20 protein-coding genes are annotated in these 17,154 nt (G+C 67.2%); 7 read left to right on the forward strand and 13 right to left on the reverse strand.

What is annotated here, in order from left to right:
- Nucleotides 1-5 precede the first annotated feature (5 nt).
- The 4 genes from A5696_RS01920 to A5696_RS01935 form a co-directional block, all read right to left on the reverse strand.
- Nucleotides 6-611 carry a carboxymuconolactone decarboxylase family protein gene (locus A5696_RS01920; RefSeq protein WP_067872533.1) on the reverse strand — a complete coding sequence of 202 codons (606 nt, stop codon included), beginning with the start codon at nt 609-611 and terminating at the stop codon, nt 6-8.
- The gene (locus tag A5696_RS01925; protein ID WP_231964198.1) at nt 608-1,117 is read right to left on the reverse strand and encodes a carboxymuconolactone decarboxylase family protein; all 510 of its coding nucleotides are present in this window, start codon (nt 1,115-1,117) and stop codon (nt 608-610) included. Before A5696_RS01925 ends, A5696_RS01920 begins: the two co-directional genes overlap by 4 nt.
- 209 nt (nt 1,118-1,326) lie before the next feature.
- The gene (locus A5696_RS01930; protein ID WP_067872539.1) at nt 1,327-1,914 is read right to left on the reverse strand and encodes a TetR/AcrR family transcriptional regulator; all 588 of its coding nucleotides are present in this window, start codon (nt 1,912-1,914) and stop codon (nt 1,327-1,329) included.
- 76 nt (nt 1,915-1,990) lie between these two features.
- Nucleotides 1,991-3,421 carry a DHA2 family efflux MFS transporter permease subunit gene (locus tag A5696_RS01935; RefSeq protein ID WP_156738217.1) on the reverse strand — a complete coding sequence of 477 codons (1,431 nt, stop codon included), beginning with the start codon at nt 3,419-3,421 and terminating at the stop codon, nt 1,991-1,993.
- A 48-nt stretch (nt 3,422-3,469) separates the two neighbouring features.
- Between A5696_RS01935 and A5696_RS01940 the strand changes: the two genes are divergently transcribed.
- Together A5696_RS01940 and A5696_RS01945 are read left to right on the forward strand one after the other, a co-directional pair.
- On the forward strand, nt 3,470-3,943 hold the full coding sequence (locus A5696_RS01940; RefSeq protein WP_067872545.1) for a helix-turn-helix domain-containing protein: 474 nt from the start codon (nt 3,470-3,472) through the stop codon (nt 3,941-3,943).
- Between the two features lie 198 nt (nt 3,944-4,141).
- On the forward strand, nt 4,142-4,582 hold the full coding sequence (locus tag A5696_RS01945; RefSeq protein WP_067872886.1) for a DoxX family protein: 441 nt from the start codon (nt 4,142-4,144) through the stop codon (nt 4,580-4,582).
- A gap of 30 nt (nt 4,583-4,612) precedes the next feature.
- On the opposite strand, the gene A5696_RS29025 is transcribed toward A5696_RS01945, so the two are convergent.
- From A5696_RS29025 to A5696_RS01965, 5 genes are all read right to left on the reverse strand, one after another.
- A complete protein-coding gene (locus A5696_RS29025; RefSeq protein ID WP_082956238.1) occupies nt 4,613-5,461 on the reverse strand; it encodes a helix-turn-helix domain-containing protein in 849 nt (282 codons plus the stop codon).
- The gene (locus A5696_RS01950; RefSeq protein ID WP_156738218.1) at nt 5,358-5,861 is read right to left on the reverse strand and encodes a hypothetical protein; all 504 of its coding nucleotides are present in this window, start codon (nt 5,859-5,861) and stop codon (nt 5,358-5,360) included. The genes A5696_RS29025 and A5696_RS01950 overlap by 104 nt, the downstream gene beginning before the upstream one ends.
- Before the next feature lie 356 nt (nt 5,862-6,217).
- Nucleotides 6,218-7,372 (reverse strand): cytochrome P450, encoded by a 1,155-nt coding sequence (locus tag A5696_RS01955; RefSeq protein ID WP_156763003.1) that lies wholly within the window; start codon nt 7,370-7,372, stop codon nt 6,218-6,220.
- Nucleotides 7,373-8,423: 1,051 nt separating this feature from the next.
- The gene (locus tag A5696_RS01960; protein ID WP_067872553.1) at nt 8,424-8,627 is read right to left on the reverse strand and encodes a cold-shock protein; all 204 of its coding nucleotides are present in this window, start codon (nt 8,625-8,627) and stop codon (nt 8,424-8,426) included.
- Nucleotides 8,628-8,731: 104 nt separating this feature from the next.
- A complete protein-coding gene (locus A5696_RS01965) occupies nt 8,732-10,009 on the reverse strand; it encodes a DEAD/DEAH box helicase (RefSeq protein WP_067872889.1) in 1,278 nt (425 codons plus the stop codon).
- 502 nt (nt 10,010-10,511) lie between these two features.
- Between A5696_RS01965 and A5696_RS01970 the strand changes: the two genes are divergently transcribed.
- Nucleotides 10,512-10,850 carry a cupin domain-containing protein gene (locus A5696_RS01970; RefSeq protein ID WP_231964199.1) on the forward strand — a complete coding sequence of 113 codons (339 nt, stop codon included), beginning with the start codon at nt 10,512-10,514 and terminating at the stop codon, nt 10,848-10,850.
- A 12-nt stretch (nt 10,851-10,862) separates the two neighbouring features.
- Here A5696_RS01970 and A5696_RS01975 read toward each other — a convergent pair whose 3' ends face one another.
- From A5696_RS01975 to A5696_RS01985, 3 genes are read right to left on the reverse strand one after another with little or no spacing between them, the layout of a single operon-like run.
- A complete protein-coding gene (locus A5696_RS01975) occupies nt 10,863-11,528 on the reverse strand; it encodes a nitroreductase family protein (protein WP_067872892.1) in 666 nt (221 codons plus the stop codon).
- A gap of 23 nt (nt 11,529-11,551) precedes the next feature.
- On the reverse strand, nt 11,552-12,265 hold the full coding sequence (locus tag A5696_RS01980) for a 2OG-Fe(II) oxygenase (protein WP_067872560.1): 714 nt from the start codon (nt 12,263-12,265) through the stop codon (nt 11,552-11,554).
- Entirely contained in the window at nt 12,265-12,777 is a 513-nt protein-coding gene (locus A5696_RS01985; protein WP_067872562.1) for a methylated-DNA--[protein]-cysteine S-methyltransferase, read from the reverse strand. Before A5696_RS01985 ends, A5696_RS01980 begins: the two co-directional genes overlap by 1 nt.
- A 140-nt stretch (nt 12,778-12,917) precedes the next feature.
- On the opposite strand from A5696_RS01985, the gene A5696_RS01990 reads away from it, so the two are divergent.
- The 3 genes from A5696_RS01990 to A5696_RS02000 are packed head-to-tail and all read left to right on the forward strand — an operon-like array spanning nt 12,918 to nt 14,670.
- Nucleotides 12,918-13,424, forward strand: coding sequence for an RNA polymerase sigma factor (locus A5696_RS01990; protein WP_067872565.1), 507 nt, complete (start codon nt 12,918-12,920; stop codon nt 13,422-13,424).
- Complete coding sequence (locus tag A5696_RS01995; protein WP_067872567.1) at nt 13,421-14,023, forward strand: methylated-DNA--[protein]-cysteine S-methyltransferase; 603 nt, start codon at nt 13,421-13,423, stop codon at nt 14,021-14,023. Before A5696_RS01990 ends, A5696_RS01995 begins: the two co-directional genes overlap by 4 nt.
- Before the next feature lie 35 nt (nt 14,024-14,058).
- Entirely contained in the window at nt 14,059-14,670 is a 612-nt protein-coding gene (locus tag A5696_RS02000) for a hypothetical protein (RefSeq protein WP_231964200.1), read from the forward strand.
- Here A5696_RS02000 and A5696_RS02005 read toward each other — a convergent pair.
- Nucleotides 14,663-16,015, reverse strand: a complete 1,353-nt coding sequence (locus tag A5696_RS02005; RefSeq protein WP_067872895.1) for an aldehyde dehydrogenase — start codon at nt 16,013-16,015, stop codon at nt 14,663-14,665. The genes A5696_RS02000 and A5696_RS02005 overlap by 8 nt on opposite strands.
- A 132-nt stretch (nt 16,016-16,147) precedes the next feature.
- Here A5696_RS02005 and A5696_RS02010 point away from each other — a divergent pair, with 132 nt between their 5' ends.
- A complete protein-coding gene (locus tag A5696_RS02010; protein ID WP_067872582.1) occupies nt 16,148-17,077 on the forward strand; it encodes an alpha/beta hydrolase in 930 nt (309 codons plus the stop codon).
- Nucleotides 17,078-17,154: the final 77 nt, after the last annotated feature.

Genomic DNA, 17,154 nt, shown 5'->3' on the forward strand with positions numbered 1-17,154 from the left:
TCCTTTCAGCGCTGGTGCGGGTCCTCGGGGGCGGGGATGGCGAAGGCCGTCAGAACGTTGCAGACCGTCTGGTAGATGCCGGAGAGCATGGCGATGTCGAAAACGCCAGTGCTGCCCAGGATCTGCTCCGCATCGTCATACACGTCGTCGCTGACGGGGCCGCCGGTCGACAGTGCCCGGGCGAGACGGTGGGCGGCCCGCTGCGCGTCGGTGAGTGCGCCAGGCTCACCGCCGTCGGCCAGCTCGGCGACGACGGTGCCGGAGAGCCCCGCGTCCCGGGCGACCGCGGTATGGGCGTAGAGCTCGTAGGGTGCTTGCCGGACTGCACCGACGGTGAGAATGACCACTTGCCGGACTTGCTCGTCGAGTGACGTGTGTTCCTGTTCTGCGGCCTGCAATGTCAAGAACGCGGTGGCGAGGGCGGGGTTCAGCAGGCTCGGGTTGAACGGGCCGATGAGCCGGCCGTCGATGGTGGTCGCCGCGAAGCCGCTCGCTTGGGCCCAGGGCACCGCGGTGGAAGCGATGCGCTCCAACAATTCCCGCTGGGAGCCGGTCAGCGCTTCGGGATCAGCCAGCGCCAGGCGGCCGCCCAAACCGTAAGTGGCACTCACTGGTCCAGACCCGTCGCGTTCGCCGGCACGTCGTACGCACCGAGGGTCATGCAGACCATCGTGAACCAGCCCAGCAACACCGTGACGTCGACGATGCCGGCATCCCCCAGCAGCGCCTTTGCCCGCCGATACAGGCCCACGGGGACCACACGCGCGGCGAGCAACGCCGAGGACAACTCGTAGACGACCTGTTCGCGCGGGTCGTCGAAGGACGTCGGCGCGCCGGCGATCAGGGCCTCGACGCGGTCCGGCTGCAGCCGGCCGTCCCGCTCGCCGATGATCTCGTGTTCGTAGCTGGCGTACGCGCTGCCCCAATGGCCGCAGACCAGATTGGTCGCGATCTCGATCTCCGCTTTGGTCAGCGTCGAGTCGCTCTGGTAGTAGGCGCCCGTGGGGACGATCGTCCGGGACAATGTCGGGTTGGCCAGCCAGATTCTGTGCGGACCCGGCACCAGCCCGCGCAGCTTCCGGGTGTAGTCGTACGCGTCCTTCATGTCAGGTGGCATCGCGGCTACCGGTGTCTCCGCGAAACGACCAAAAGTACCGAATGGTGTTGCGTCACTCACGTTTTCAACTCCTCCGCTGGCGACGGCGATGTGCTCGTGCGTGGGGCGACGCGGCCCCTAAGGTGAATGAGTACTCACGTTCCAAGCATGACACCGGTCGCGCAGCGATGTCAAACGCGAACGTTCATGTTTTTTTAGACGACTTGCCGCTACGGCCTGCGACGCGCGCCGACGGGCGGGTCGGCAGAGATTCCCTTCACGGTGTGCGGCACGCGATCCACCGACGCCTGACCGCCGAGGGCCAACTGCATCAGGTAGCCCGGCAGCACACACAGCAGCACATCGTTCACCGCGGGGCCACGGCTGCGGCTCTTCGCCCGTCCCGAGCTCAACAGTTGCCCCGCAGCGGCATTGGCGTTGCGCAGGAGTTCGGCCAGGGCCGGGTTCCGCAACGCCTCCGTCCATACGAGCAAGGCGATCGCCGCGAAGCCGTCCTGGGCGTGGCGTTCGGTGACGAACTCGAGGACGGCCGCGATGGCCGCCTCGGCGGGCAGGCCGTCCTCGACGGATTGACGGATCACCGAGACCACCTGCTCGAGGTTTTCGGCGGCGATCGCCTCGATGACCGCGTCCTTGCTGGGGAAGTAGCGGTAGACCGCGCCAGAGGAGATCCCGGCCTCGTTCACCAGGTCCTGCATTGAGGTGCCGTGGAATCCGTCGCGCACGAAGCAGCGGCGCGCCGCCGCCAATATGTGGGCGCGCCGACTGGCGCGGTACTCGTCGGACACCTTCGGCATGCGGTCAGTCTAGCGATTAAAAACATGAGCGTTCGCGTTTAGGTGTCACCGGGGGAGGCGGTGTCTCGCCTGTTCGTCAGGACATTTCGACGACTGGACCGGTCAGCGAGCGCCTCGGAACCGCCACGGAGGCAGACACCTCGGAGCGGACGTGCGGCAGGGTGAGACTGATAACCACGGTCGCGGCGATGAAGGCGAGCGCTAGCCACCAGCCGACGTCGAAGTCGCGCACCGAGGCGGTGGGCCCCAGGGCGGTCACCAGGATGGCCACGCCAAGCGCCGAGGCCACCTGGCGACCGGAGTTGACCAGCGCCGAACCCGTGGCGGCGCGTGCCGGCGGCAGGGCGGTGGCGCCGGCGGCCATGAGAGTGCTCAGCGTCAGTCCGACCCCGATTCCGCTGAGCAGCATGCTGGGGAGCAGATCGGTCACGTAATGTGGCGCGGCCCTGGCGAAGACGATTCGCCAAACTAGCGAGGCGGCGAACAGCGTGCTTCCGATCGCGGCCACGCGGCCGGGACCGATGCGGTGAACGAGCCGGGCGGACCCGATGGTGACGACCGGCACCAGGGCCGGGCTGGGCGCCATCGCGAGACCGGTGCGCAACACGCTGTAGTGCCAAATATCCTGACACCAAAGCGAGTTCGACAGAAGCATGATGGCGAAGGCGGCGCCGAAGCAGAAGAACGCAACGTTGGCAATGGCGAAGTTACGGATCTTCAGCAGCGGCAGTTCGAGCAGCGGGTGCGGGTGCCGCGCCGTCCGCCACAGGAACCCAGCGGTACCCAGCATGGCGAGCGCCGCCAACGCGACCGTGCCCGCCGAGACCCATCCCCAGATGGGCGCCTGCACCAGCGCACCGGTCAGAGCGGCCACCGCGACGATCAACAAGGCACTGCCGACGAGGTCGGGCAATCGGTCGTCGCGGCGGGCCGGTTCGAACGGCAGGACACGGCGGCCGAGGAGCCACGCCGCGAGGCCGACAGGCAGGTTCACCATGAATACCCACCGCCAGCTGAAGGTGACCAGGACCCCTCCGAGCACTGGCCCGCAGACCGCGGCAAGCCCGCCAACGGCGGCCCAGCCGCGGGCCACGTTGGTACGGCGATGCGGTTCCACCGAGGCCATCAGCAAGGCCAGGGATGTCGGCAGTTGCGCGGCGGCGCCGACCGATTGCAGGACCCGCGCGGCCACCAGGACGGCGAGATTGGGAGCAACGGCGCAGGCCAGCGAGGCGACAGTGAACACCGCGATGCCAAGGAGAAAAACCCTTCGCTGGCCGAACCGGTCACCGAGGCGCCCCGCCGGTATCAGCAGCGCGGCCAGCGCGATGGCGTACGCGTTGAGCACCCAGGAGGCGGCGGACAGTGAGCTGCCGAAGCCGCGCCCGATGTCTACAAGGGCGACATTGACAATCCAGAGGTCCAGGTTCGACATGAACACCGCCGCCACGACCACGGTGGACATGATCCACCGCGCCGTAGCGCGGTTTGATTTCCAGACCGTCACAGGCAGCAGACTAGCGATACCACGGTTTGATATGCAAACCTAGAGCTTATGTCCGTAAGCGCCGCCCAACCGCCGGGACCGTTGCAGACCCCGACGGTCCGGGGGAGGCCCTGCGCGATCGCCGCCGCCTTGGAGATCGTGGGGGACCGGTGGTCCCTGCTGATCATTCGCGAGGTCCATCTCGGGCACCACCGCTTCGGCGAGATCGCGCGGAACACCGGCGCCCCACGCGACCGCCTGACCGCCCGGCTCAAGGAACTCGTCGCCGCTGGCGTCCTCGAGCGCGCGACGTACCAAGAGGCGCCGCCGCGCTGGGGCTATTACCTCAGCGAGGCAGGTCGTGGCCTGATTCCGGTGCTGCAGGTGCTGCGCCAATGGGGTAACCGGTGGGCGGTCGAGCAGCCGCCGATCTCGATGCGTCATCGCGACCACGAGTTGTCGGTCGGTCACACTTGCGATGCCTGTGGGGAGCCGGTCGACTACGCCGAGGTAAACCGCGTCCGGGTCACCGACGAGTGTTGATCCGGTACTGCGCCGCATCGTCGGCGCCGAGGCGGTCCCGGTTGCGGAGGTGGCAGAGTTCGTTGAGGCCGTGCCGCAGCCTCAGCAAGCGGAAAGGACTGGGCCGCAGTGGAACACGATGAACAGCGGCTACAACCTTCTTCGCGACGATAGACGGTCCACTTATGTGCGCACTCGGATGTTGTGGGGGAGAACAGGATGCCAGCCGCAGAAGATCGCACTCTGGCCTATCTCGTCGTGCGCCTCGCCATTGGGGTCAGTCTGGTTGGGCATGGTGTGGTTCGGCTGCCGAAGCTGGGTGTCTTTCACGCTGGCTTGATGAGCGAGTTTCACACATCGCTTCTGCCTCCGGCGCTGGTCTCCGGGTGCGGCTATGTCTTGCCGTTTGTGGAGTTGCTGAGCGGACTGCTGTTGGTGGCCGGCGCCATGACACGCACGGCCGCGGTGGCGGCCAGCTGCGTCATGATGATCCTGATCTTCGGCGCGACGTCGATTGAACGTTTCGACCTGATCGGCGATCAGCTCGTTCACACGATCTTTCTCGCCGCGGTCATTGCGTTCCGCGCTGATAACAGATACTCCCTAGACCGGCTGCTATCGCGACGGCGACGGCTCAACACCGGGCCCTCAAGGGCTTAGGGGACCGCTTGTTCGTGTGCGGTCAGGCGATCATGTCGGGCTGGTCGATCGATCTGGGACGGACGGCCGCAGTGAAGTGGTGATGCGTTCTGCTGTCCGGCGAGTGGCTTCGATCATCCCGGCCGGGGGACGGCCCGTCGGTAGCAACGTGGACACGACAGCGACGCCCGATGATCCAAGCGGAATCGCCATCGCGGCGCAGCTGTAGTCGGCTGCCACCTGCCCGGCGTCAACAAGCGGAACCCTAGTTGCGCAGCTATGGTGCGCGCGGGCTTGCGCCGTTTCCGGCGGGACGGCGTCACCCGTCTTCGCGATGTAGCGGACGGGTGTTCGGGCGTCGAGCGTGTCGAGGTATACGGGGCCGTCGCCCAAGTCGACCGACAGGCATACGGCTGCCCCGGTAAGCGCCGCGAGTTCGGCCATGGGCCGCCGCGACGCGACGCGCAGTCGGGCCACCGGCGTGACCGTCGCACCGAGACGGAGCACAGTTGCGCCCAAGCAGTAACGCGTCCCGTCCCGCCGAACTGCTCCCACATCTACCAGCTGGCGAAGGAGTCGATGCACCGTCGGATGGGGGAGCCGTGCTGCTGCGCTGAGATCCACCAGCCGCACCGGCTGCAACTCGGAGACCAACTCAAGAAGTGCGAACGCACTCTGGATGACGCCTCGGGCTGGGCCGACTGGTTCGGGCTTTCCAGCAGTAAAGGCCATGCGACAGCGTACCTTCTGGCTCCGGTGACACTGGCCCGTGGTCCCACTCGCGCCACGCGCTGCATCAACGGATCCTCGAGTCGCGCAAGTAGCCGGTGATGTCGGACGTGTCGGGCAGCGGGAGTCCGGCCGCAGACAGCAGACCGGCTTGGCGCAGCACTTGAGCATGATCCCAGTAGAGCGTCTCGCTCAGCATCAAGCCGTCCCGGAACTTGACGATCACGACGAAGGCGATCTCGAGCAGCACACCCGTCGGGGCCACGCCGGGAAGAAGATGCGGCACCACGCGGTCGTGGGTGAGCCGGATGATGCACTCATCGACCAAGACGTCTTCACCAATCGAGCGGTCAATGAGGTCAAGCTCCGTGTCCGGCGGCTGCCCTGGGATGAAGACGTCGGCGTAATAGGCGCGCAGAGCGTCGCGTCCGGATGCGCCGCTCATCGTCGGCAGGTGCATGACCCGCGCCTCGGGGACCATCGTCGACACCGCGAGATCTGCGTTCCTGACGTCGAATTCGTAGCGGGTATGCCGCTCCCAGAGCTCCACCATTTCATTGCCGTTCATCACGATGGAACGCTAGGACCGTTGCGGCGGGGGCGACAAACCGATGTCCGGAGAGTGGACAATTCGGCCCAGCGCATCGCCTACCGCGTTAAGTTCTGTCCGACCAACGGAGGTCGACGAGGCGCACGACCGGGCTCCTGATCGCAACAGGTCCCCCTGAACCTGGCAGGGTTCCCAAGGACGAAGCGATGTTCCTCGCGCTCAAGCGGCGCGGCGAAACGGAAGGCTTCACTACGGTCCGCTGGTGCCGCGCTCACGGCCGCGGGCGCGGCGGCCGTAACCGGACTGTGTGTCGCGCGGTGCTGAGCTGAAACTGGCGACGAGCGCGGCATCTACGGCAATTACCCGCGCGGTCTGACTTAATGCCAGCGCAGCGGCAAACTCGATAGCCGGACCGCGTCCTCGAGGATAACCGGCGGCACGGACTCAGCGTCTAACCGGAACGCGGGGATAGTGCGTAACCATTCGCTGACCAACACAGTCAACGCCGTTTTCGCCAGACTGACGGCCACACAGCGGTGCGGGCCCCCGCCGAACGCCCAGTAGTCCGCCCGCGACCCGTGGCCGTCCGCCATGTCTTCTTGGATGGCCGCCCCTACGCACAGCCCGACCCGGGCCCCTGCCGGTATCTCGACACCCGCCACGGTGACGTTCTGAGCGGCCCTGCGGATAATCACCGGGGCCGGCGGCTCGCGGCGCAGCACGTCTTCGACGAACCCCTCAATCCCTGGGGGGTTTTCGCGGAGCGAAGCGCATAGCCGCGGGTCGCGGGCAAGGTCAAGAAACACGAAACCCACCGCGCTCCTAAACGGCGTGATGCTTGCAGCGATCAGCATCTCAACTACCGCGCACGCGTCAGCTTCGTCGAACCCATCGTCACCGGCAACCAACCGCGACATAACACCCGCAATATCAGGGCTGGCGCGGCGCTGCGCGAAAGCCTCCGCCAAATAGGCGAGCATCTCGAATTTTTGCACCAAATCCTGGAAACGGACACCTGTGACCGCGGCCAGAGGCGCCCGCTGGATCGCCCAAAGCGCTTTCTCCCAGCGCAGCAACCTATCCCAGTCTTGCGGCGGCAACCCCAACACTGTGAGAAGAACCCGGGCCGCGAATGGCTCCGCAACATCGGCGATCACCTCACAACTACCCTGCGCGGCCACCGCTTCGACCACCGCCGCGGCCTGATCTTGCAACGCGGGTTGCATCTGTTTCACCGCGCGGGAATTCAATAGCGGCTGCAAGATTGCGCGCCAGCGCGCATGCTCCGGCCGATCCAAAACGGGGTTGAGCGAAAACACTTCCGGGTTATGCAGCGCTGCGAGCACGTCATCGGCCCGTGTGAGGCAATAGCCATTCATAAACGCGCTGTCCTCGATAAACACGACCGGCCCGCGCTTGCGCAGTGCGTCCCAAAGCTCGCGGCGATCTGTGAAGAAATCAGGCAGCAATTTGTCACCGATCGGTGAGGGTGATCTATCCCAGGCCGCACCTGCGCCGGCACGCTCACACATCGCCGAAGTACTCGCGGATCTGGACGAACTCCGTCCAACAGGTACAGCCGCTCCCGCGCACGCCACCTCCCCGTAAGGCAACCCGGCGCGCGCAAGCTCACTCCCGGACAGCACAACCGACTCACCAGCGGATATTCGCCGCACGGCGGCCCCGATTTACGCCACCCACCATACCCGACGCCCCGGGAACATCGGTCTTGATCCGCACCCACGAGTGGTTGACGAAGGCTCTGCGCGGCAACTGAAAACCGCGGGGAGGAGCGGTGGTCGGCACGGGAACTGACGATGATTCATCAAACGCACGTGCAGTAGTTTACTTGACATAATGTCGCTTATCGGTAAAGCCTGGTAAAGCGACTTCGCCGCAGGCGGCTGACCTCAGACAACGATTGGCTCTTGGCTTCCCCGGCGACCGAACGCCCAGGGTCGTGTATACGCACAGTCTGCCCCGTTCGATCGAACACTCGCGGCCGCCGACGGAGCGGAGATGCGTCCGTCGGCAATGGCGACCGCGCGCGCTTGGCGGGCCCTTCTTCCACCGCACCCCCATACCGCACAATACGTCACTGTGACGAATTGCGCTGCCGCGCACGGTCATTGAACGCTTGCCGCTCGCCTGCAATCCGAGCCGACGACCTCGCTCATCGGTACCACGCGCCAAGGCGCCATTGCGATCGCTAGGGTTAGATCACGGCACGACTTGGCGTTGTCCGTCGTTTCCGACGCCGCCCCCTCCCCGAGTACGCGCGTCGCGTCGACGCAAGCGTTCTAATGGCACCGACACGCTCCCGCCGGCGAAGACAGCCGCGGGGCGCCGCAGTGCCCTAATTCATGACTGTGACGAAATAGGTTGCCGCGGCAGGGTCTTGGAATCCAACCGCCACGCCGTGCAACGTGTCCGAACGGCCTCACTTCAGATGTCGGGTGAAGAAGCGGGCCGCATCTTCCTTCGCGCTGTGCCGCTCTCCCATCCCCGACGCAGCGTAATCAAGAAACGCCAGTGGGCTGGTGCGAAGCAACGCACCAGCCCACTGTCACGAGTGTGAGGTTCCTAGACGGCAGAGACTCCAGTTGCCTGAGGCCCCTTGGCCCCTTGCCCAACCTCGAATTGAACACGCTGGTTCTCCTCGAGCGAGCGGTAGCCGGAGCCCTGAATCTCGGAGTAGTGCACGAAGAGGTCCTTCGCGCCGTCGTCAGGGGTGATGAAGCCGAAGCCCTTATCACCGTTGAACCACTTCACAGTTCCCTGTGCCATTTACTTTCTTCTCTCATCTAAATGCGGGATGTACCAAAAACATCCACACGATCAAATTAGCACGACCCGGCTCATTAGCGAAACCCGTTGTGCTGCTAACAAAATCAGCCCTGCGCGCGGGTGGAACGCCGACCACGTCGGCGACCGCCGGTACCCGGACGGCGAGGCTGCGACGGATGTGACGCTACCGGCCTCGGCGGTGCCGGCGCCCGGTAGGGCGCTATTTCGCCGGCCACCGCGTGCACGGCGGCCGAGTCGACGGTGACCTCCTGCGGAGTGACCCGGATGCCGGCGCGCCGCATCAGCGCGTGGGTCTCCTTGCGCTGCTCGGGCAGCACCACGGTGACGACGTCGCCGGCGTTTCCGGCGCGCGCAGTCCGTCCTGAGCGGTGCAGGTAAGCCTTGTGCTCGGCGGGCGGATCGATGTGCACCACCAATTCGATTCCGTCGACGTGCACGCCGCGCGCGGCGATGTCGGTGGCGACCAACACCCGAGCCCTACCCGTGCTGAAGGCGGCGAGGTTGCGGTCGCGTGCCGGTTGAGACAGGTTGCCGTGCAGGTCGACTGCCGGGACACCCGATTCGGTGAGCTGCTTGGCGAGCTTGCGCGCCTGATGTTTGGTGCGCATGAACAGGATTCGGCGGCCATTGCCGGAGGCGAGCCGGTGTACCAGTTCCTTCTTGGCCTGAACGCCCGAGACGTGGAACACGTGATGGGTCATCTCGGACACCGGCGAATTGGAGCCGTCCACGGAGTGCAGCACGGCGTCGTGCAGGAACCGGTTGACGAGCTTGTCGACGCCGTTGTCGAGGGTGGCGGAAAACAGCAGCCGCTGACCACCGCTGGGTGTGGCCGCCAGGATCCGAGTGACGCCGGGAAGGAAGCCGAGATCGGCCATGTGATCGGCTTCGTCGATCACCGTGACCTCGATCGAGTCGAGGCTGATCAAGCGTTGCTTCATCAGGTCCTCGAGCCGACCGGGGCACGCAACGACGATGTCGACGCCGGATTTCAGCGCCGCTACCTGCCTGCCTTGCGGTACGCCACCGAAGATGGTTGTCACCCGGAGGTTGTTGGCGGCGGCCAACGGTTCCAGCGTGGCGGTTATCTGGCTGGCAAGCTCCCGCGTCGGGGCCAGCACCAGACCCGATGGCCGGGACGGGCGGCGCGGATGACCGACCAGCCTGCTGACCATGGGGAGCGAGAAGGCGAGCGTCTTGCCGCTGCCCGTCTTGCCGCGGCCGAGGACGTCACGGCCGGCGAGTGTGTCGGGAAGCGTTTCGGTTTGGATGGGGAACGGATGGGTGATCCCCCGCGCGGTGAGCACTTCGATGAGTGCTTCGGCCACGCCGAGATCGGCAAACGTATTGCCAGTAGTCAATTGGATGTCTTTCAGCATCGGGTGTGCCGCGTCGGCAGGGAGATGCGCGCGACTGTCAGCACAGGGTGGCGAGATTGCCGGTGGGCAAAATCGATCGCCGCGATACGAACTGCGCCGGATTCAGTGCGTCAGCCACTGGATCGGGGCGGGCGCCGGAAGGATGAAGAAGCGTTTCACGACGTGCTGGCCATCGAATGAGACAGCCAACGTTCTGCTCAGCATAGCAGTACCGCGACGAGCCGTTCGCGCGCGCCCGACAGATCAGGAGGGTCAACGCTGATATCGCAGGTGGTCAGGGGTTTATCCAGCCGTTTCCGGGTGCAGGCCAGCACTGGACACCACGACGGTTCATTGCTCTGATGGGACGAAACCCGCAGGCGGCGGTGTCCGAAGAGAAGAGACCGTGGTGATGCGCGCACGCACCGTAGGTGTTTTCCCACTTGTCGTCGCACTTTCGGTCATCACACCGCCCGGCGAATGCGTCGCGACACCCGATAGTGGAGTGAGTTCGCTCACGCTGAACCAGTCCTCGGAGGATGGCAGAGATTTCGTCATCCGCGAAACCACCATCGCCCCGGGCGGTAGCACAGGCTGGCATTTCCACGACGGCAGCTTGGTCGGCGCGATCAAGCAGGGGACACTCACCCACTACGCGGCCAACTGCTCGGTCGACGGGGTCTACAACCCGGGGGACACGATCAACGAACCCGCGGGGCCCGAACACGTGCATCTTGGCCGCAATCTCGGCGCAACGCCGGTGATCTTGGAGATCATCTACGTCCTCCCGTCGGGAAAACCCCTGGCCGAGGATGCCGCAAATCCTGGCTGCCCCTTCTCGTGACCCAGGACCGATTCAGCCGCTGAACGGTGCCCCGTCGAAGCGCTCGCGCGTCGCGAGTTCCCCAACCGGCCGCCGCCGCAGCTTCGTCACCTGCCGCACCGGCTTGCCCAGCGGCACGACCGCGGCGATGGCGTACGGTTCGGGCACTCCGAGCAGCTCCTTGACGCGTGGCTCCTCGGCCACGGCCATCGTGGTCAACACCCCGCCGTAGCCCTCATTGCGCGCTGCCAGCAACACGTTCCACACGAACGGATACACCGAGGCCCCGCCCACCACGCCGACGCGATCGAGGTCCTGATCGGTGGCGGCGACGACGGCAAGGTCCAGGCAGATCACCAGCACCACCGGCGCCTTGCGAATCGGGGTCGACATCTGCGCGGGCGGCTCCGTCGCATCGATCGTCGACGCGTCGACGCGGCTCGGCTGCAACGGATTCCACGGCGACTCACCGTGCGCGAGCTGCGCGGTGTAGCGGCGGGCGGCGGGCAGCCCGAGGTCGGCCAGGGCCGCCCGGATCCTTTCGTCGCGAAGCACGATGACGCGCACGCCCTGCCGATTGCCGCCGGTTGGCGCAAACCGGGCGTTGTCGAGTATGCGCGCGAGCACGTCATCGGGAAGCGGGTCGTCGGTGAATTCGCGTACGGCGGGCGTGGATCGCATGACGTCGTAGAGCTCCATGAGCACCATCGTGCCGCAGACCCTCAGGCGGCGTCGTGGAAGATCAAGCCGAGCGTGCAGCGCTCACCGGAACGGACCACCGAAACCCCATGGCGCACCGGGGCGGCCGACCATCCACGGGTCGAGCGGACCGGCCGCTCCCTGGTCGTGAAGACGTAGCCGTGCCCCTGCGGCAACGTGACCGCGGTGCCGCGGGACTGCGCGCGCGGCCGCTGCTCGACGAGCAGGAACTCACCGCCGGTGTGCGCCACACCCGGCTCGTTCAGATTGATGACGACCTGCAGCGGAAAGATGAGGTCCCCGTAGAGGTCTCGATGCAGCGCGTTCCAGTCACCCGGCCCGTACTTGAGCAGCAGGGCCGTGGGTTTGGTTTGGCCGGCGCGATGGCATATGTCCAGCCACTCGTCGAGGGTGTCGGGCCAGGGTGGCTCGCGGCGCAGCTTGGTCCACCAGTCGCGGGCGATGGGCAAGAGCCGGGGGTAGAGCGCCTGCTTGAGCTCTTCGACGGGGCGCGGGTAGGGCCGCTTGAAATAGCGGTATTCACCCTGCCCGTAGCGGTGGCGCGTCATGTCGACGGTGGCGCGAAACAGCCCGTCGTCGCGGTAGAGAGCAAGCATCGCCGCGCACTCGTTAGGGGTCATCAGCTGCGGAAGCAGCGCGCCGCCAACGTCATTCATATCGGCGGCGACCGCCGCCCAGTCCGCGGCGTCCACTCGCCGGTCCCACTTCGACGGCATCAGAACAATCTGCCCGCCGCCGCGGGTATCGGTGCCTCCAGGTCGAGCAGGAATCGCTTGCGCTTCAGACCGCCCGCATAACCGGTGAGTGCGCCGTTCTTTCCGACCACCCGATGGCACGGGACCACGATGCTCAGCGGGTTGCGGCCCACCGCTTGGCCGACTTCGTAGGCGGTGGTGCCGTCGGACAGTTTCGCGGCCAGCGCGCCATAGGTGCTCGTCTCGCCGTATCCAATGTCGAGCAGCAGTGCCCAGATTCGCCGTTGACGCGGGTCCCCGGCCAGGTCGACGGGCAGATCGAACCGAATGCGCTTGCCGCTCAGGTACTCGCGCAGCTGCTCGGCCGTCTCATCGACCAGGGTGTCGGCGCCGGGCCCGACGTACCGCCCCAGCGCCTCCGCCGTAGGCGGATGCCAGTGGTGCCGGAAATACACACCCGTCAGAGCGCCATCGCCGGCGACCAAAGTCAGCTCGCCGACTGGGCTATCGATCTTCGTGTGTCGTGTTCGCATCGTCCAACCTCCTTTCACGGTAAACGATGAGCACCCGTGAAACGTGAGCTCTAGATTCGTTGCATCCGCTTCTCACATTCGACAACGCGCCGGCGTCTTCCCAGTAAGAGTCGCCGAATGTCAGGGAGGAACCACGAACGGTGAATGTCCCTCGGCACGTCAAACCGCCGTTCGAGGCCGTGGTGGTCCGCCACGGTGCCACGGTGTTGCGGGTCGTTCGGGCGGTGGTCGGTCACGCCGACGCCGACGACGCCTGGTCGGACACGTTCCTGGCCGCCTTGAAGGCCTATCCGCAGCTGCCGGGCGACGCCAACATCGAGGCGTGGCTTGTGACGATCGCGCACCGCAAAGCCATCGACGTGGCCCGTGCGACGTCGCGGCGGGCCGTCCCGCTCGCCGATCCCCCCGAGTCCCCCGCCCGCGAACCGGCCGACACCCACGATCTCGACCTTGACGCCGCGGTGGGTGCGCTGCCCCCCAAGCAGCGGCAGGCGGTGGCCTACCACTACCTGGCCGGTCTCCCCTATTCCGACATCGCCGCCATTCTCGGCGGCAGTGTCGCCGCCGCCCGGCGGGCCGCAGCCGACGGGATCGCCACTCTCCGACGCACCTATCCCCGCCTCGACACCACAAGGAACCGCGAATGAGCACACCCGATCTGACCAAGCACTACCCCGTCGACCGCGACCACCTTCGGCGCCTGCACGCGCGGCTGGAATGCGACGCCCAGGCTGGCGACCTCCTCGACATCGCTTACCGTACAGTGGATTCCGCCGTGGGGCCGCTGCTGTTGGCGGCAACCCCCCGAGGGCTGCTGCGGGTGGCGTTCGCCAACGAGGACCGCGCCGGCGTGCTGCAGGACCTAGCGCAGCGCATCAGCCCGCGGGTGCTCGAGTCGCCCACCCGGCTGGATCCCGTTGCGCGACAACTCGACGAATACCTCAGCGGGCGTCGCCGCCGCTTCGACATCGCGCTGGACTGGTCGCTGTCCCAAGGTTTCCGGCGCACGGTTCTCGAACACCTCAGCGTCGACGTCGGCTACGGGCAGACCGCCAGCTATGGCACCCTGGCCGGACTGTCGGGCTCCCCCAGGGCCGTGCGCGCGGTCGGCACGGCGTGCGCGACCAACCCGATTCCCATTTTCGTGCCGTGCCACCGGGTGGTCCGTTCCGACGGAACGATCGGCGCCTATCGCGGGGGTACCGCCGCCAAGCGTGTCCTGCTGGATCTCGAGCGGAGCCGATGACGACGGGCGGGCCGGCTCGCAACCGGGTCTCGCCCATGGGTGACATCATTTCCGCGCCGGGCCGTGGCGCGTGGATGGGCAACCGCGGTCGCTTGCACGAGGGTCGCGGCGCCCGCGAAATCCTGCGCAATCATCAGCACAAGACCTGGATCACCTGCGCCCTGTCCTTCCGAGGCCGTCGCGTCGCGCAGTGGGAGCCGAATCGGTATACGCCGCTGTTCTTCCTGGACGAGGCCGTCGCGCTGGCCGCCGGTCACCGCCCGTGCGCAGAATGCCGACATAGTTCATACAGCCAGTACCGGACGCTCTGGGCCGAAACCCACGGCGGCGCAATCCCTTACGCCAAGGACATGGATACGCAGCTGCATCGCGAGCGGATCGGCGTGACCCATCATCGCGCCGCCTGGGGCAGCCTGCCCGACGGAGTCTTCGTCATGACCGAGCGGGGACCGGCGGTCGTCGTCGGCGACCACCTCGCGATCTGGGACCGGCGCGCGAACATCTATGCGGATATCCCGGCACGCCCTAGAGCCGGCGCCGCGACGGCGCTCACCCCGCCCTCCACGGTGGAGATCCTGCGTGCCGGCTACCCGGTCCAGATCGACGAGCGCGCCGAAAGGGCAACCGGCAAAGTGTTTCTCACGTAGGTGCGCCGGCCGCAGGCGACCAGTGCACCACCTTCATCGTGGTCATCTCGTCCAGCAGCTCGGGACCGAAGCCGAACCCGGTGCCGCTGGCCCGGCGCGGCTGGGACGCGCCCCCGGGGGCGCCACCGAACACGTTGTTGATCTTGACGGTGCCCACCGGCAGGCTGTGCCACGCCTCCTTCGCGTGCGCCATATCGCCGGTCAGCACGGTCGCGGCCAGCCCGTAGCGATCGTCGGCCGCCTCGGCCAGGGCGGCGGCGAAATCGGACACCATTCGCACCGGTGCGACCGGACCGAACGTCTCCTCGCTCATCACCAGCATGTCGGGCGTGCAGTCGGTCAGCACGGTGGGCGGATAGAAGGCGCCCGGCCCCGGCCGCGGTTCGCCGCCGGCCAAGACGTGGGCGCCGCGCCGGACCGCCTCCTCGACGTGCGCGTGCACCTGGTCGCGATGACGCTCGTCGACCAGCGGCCCGATCCGCTCGGCCCACGACGCCGCCTCGTCGGCCAATGCGCCGACGAACGCGTCGGCGATCGATTCGACGGCATAGATGCGTTCCACCGACACGCAGATCTGACCGGCGTTGGCGAAGGCGCCCAGTGCGGCCTGGCCGGCCGCCCAGCCGGGGTCGACGCCGGCATCGACGATCAAGGCGTCGTTGCCGCCGTTCTCCAGCAGCGCCTTGGCGCCGCGTTCGGCGCAGGCGCGGGCGATCGCTCGGCCGGTCGCGCTGCTACCCACGTGCGCTACCACGTCGACGCGCTCCGACTCCGCCAGTCGGGCACCGACCGTTCCGTCGCCGTCCACGATCTGCAGCACCCCGTCGGGCAGCTGGGCGGCCAGCAGCTCGGCGAATCGCCGACCCGTCTGCGGGCAGCGCTCGCTGGGCTTGTGGACGACGGTGTTCCCGGTCACCAGCGCCGCCCCGAGCAGCCCGGCGGCCACGGCCACCGGATCGTTCCACGGCGTCAGCACCGCGACCACGCCGCGCGGCTGGGGAACCATCAGATCGGTCGCCGACCACCCGCCCTGCAGGCTGCGCCCGCGGTGCAACGGCCCGAGCTGGGCGTACTGCATGAGAGCGCCGACCCCGGCGTCCACGCCGCCGAGGGCGTCGTCGCGCAGTTTGCCGGTCTCACGCTCGTTGAGTTCCGCGAGTTCGCGGGCGGCGGCGCGGACGTCGGCCGCCGCCGCGGCGATCGCGGCGGCCCGTTCGGCCGCAGGGCTGCGCGCCCAGGCGGGGGCGGCCTCCGCGGCGCGCCGGATCGCGTCATCGCAGTCGGCCGGCTCCGCGATGGGGACCTGCGTCACGGTGTCGCCGGTGCGCGGGTCCAGGACGCTGATGATCTTGGTCAGGGTCGAAGCCACGTTTCGGTTTACCCTCTGCGCGTCGAAGGCAATCCGGCGAATACCCATCGACAGTTTCCGCGTCATGTATGGTCAGCGGGGGCCGGCCACGGGACCAGGAAGCACGCAATGGCAAGCACATTCGCCGGGAACGAGTTCACGTCACGGCAGGCGTTGGATCCCGGTCTGCGCAAGGCGGCCCGGTTCCTGCCCCGCGGTTATGCCCTGCATCGCGGCTACAAAGTCCAGCGCAGGCTCATGAACCTGATGGGCAACGCGGGCCGGATCCGTAACGTCCCGGTGGCCGCGGTCGACGAGCACGTCACGGTCCGGCTGCATCGTCCGGCCGGCCTTCCCGCGAGGGCGCCGGCGATGCTGTGGATCCACGGCGGCGGCACGGTCATGGGCCACGCCGCACAGGACGACAAGTTCCTGCGGAAGCTGTCGCATGTCACCGGCGTGGCGGTGGCCGCGGTGGAGCATCGGCTGGCCCCCGAGCACCCCTACCCGATCCCGGTCGAGGATTGCTACGCGGCGCTGCGGTGGCTGGCGCGGCAATCCTGGGTCGACGCCGACCGCGGCGCGGTCGGCGGGGCCAGCGCCGGCGGACATTTCGCGGCGGCCGTGGCGCAGCGCGCTCACGATCGCGACGACGTCAACCTTGCCTTTCAGATGCTGGTGTACCCGATGCTCGACGACCGCACCGGCGCAGATAGCGGCGGACACAAGCGGCTCATGTGGACCGAAACCGACAACCAGCAGGCGTGGCGGTGGTACCTGAACGGCGCGGACCCCGCCGAGGCGGCGCCGGCGCGGCGCGAAGATCTCTCCGGCCTCGCACCGGCCTGGATCGGGGTCGGGACGTTGGACCTGTTCTACCGGGAGTGCCTCGACTACGCGCGACGGCTACGGGAGGCGGGCGTTCCCGTGCACCAGGAGATCGTCCCGGGCGCGTTTCACGCCTTCGACCAAATCGCGGACAAGGCACCGGTTTCGGTGAAATTCTTCGCCAGTCAATGCGATCACCTGCGCGACGCCCTGGCCCCACCGGGTCGGTGAGATACTTTGGCAGGTAACGCTTTTCGGGCCGACCGGTAGGGCGCCGCGACCACGGCGCATCCCGCGTCGGCGAGCGG

The organism is Mycobacterium sp. E2699 (assembly GCF_001666745.1).
Lineage (GTDB): Bacteria > Actinomycetota > Actinomycetes > Mycobacteriales > Mycobacteriaceae > Mycobacterium.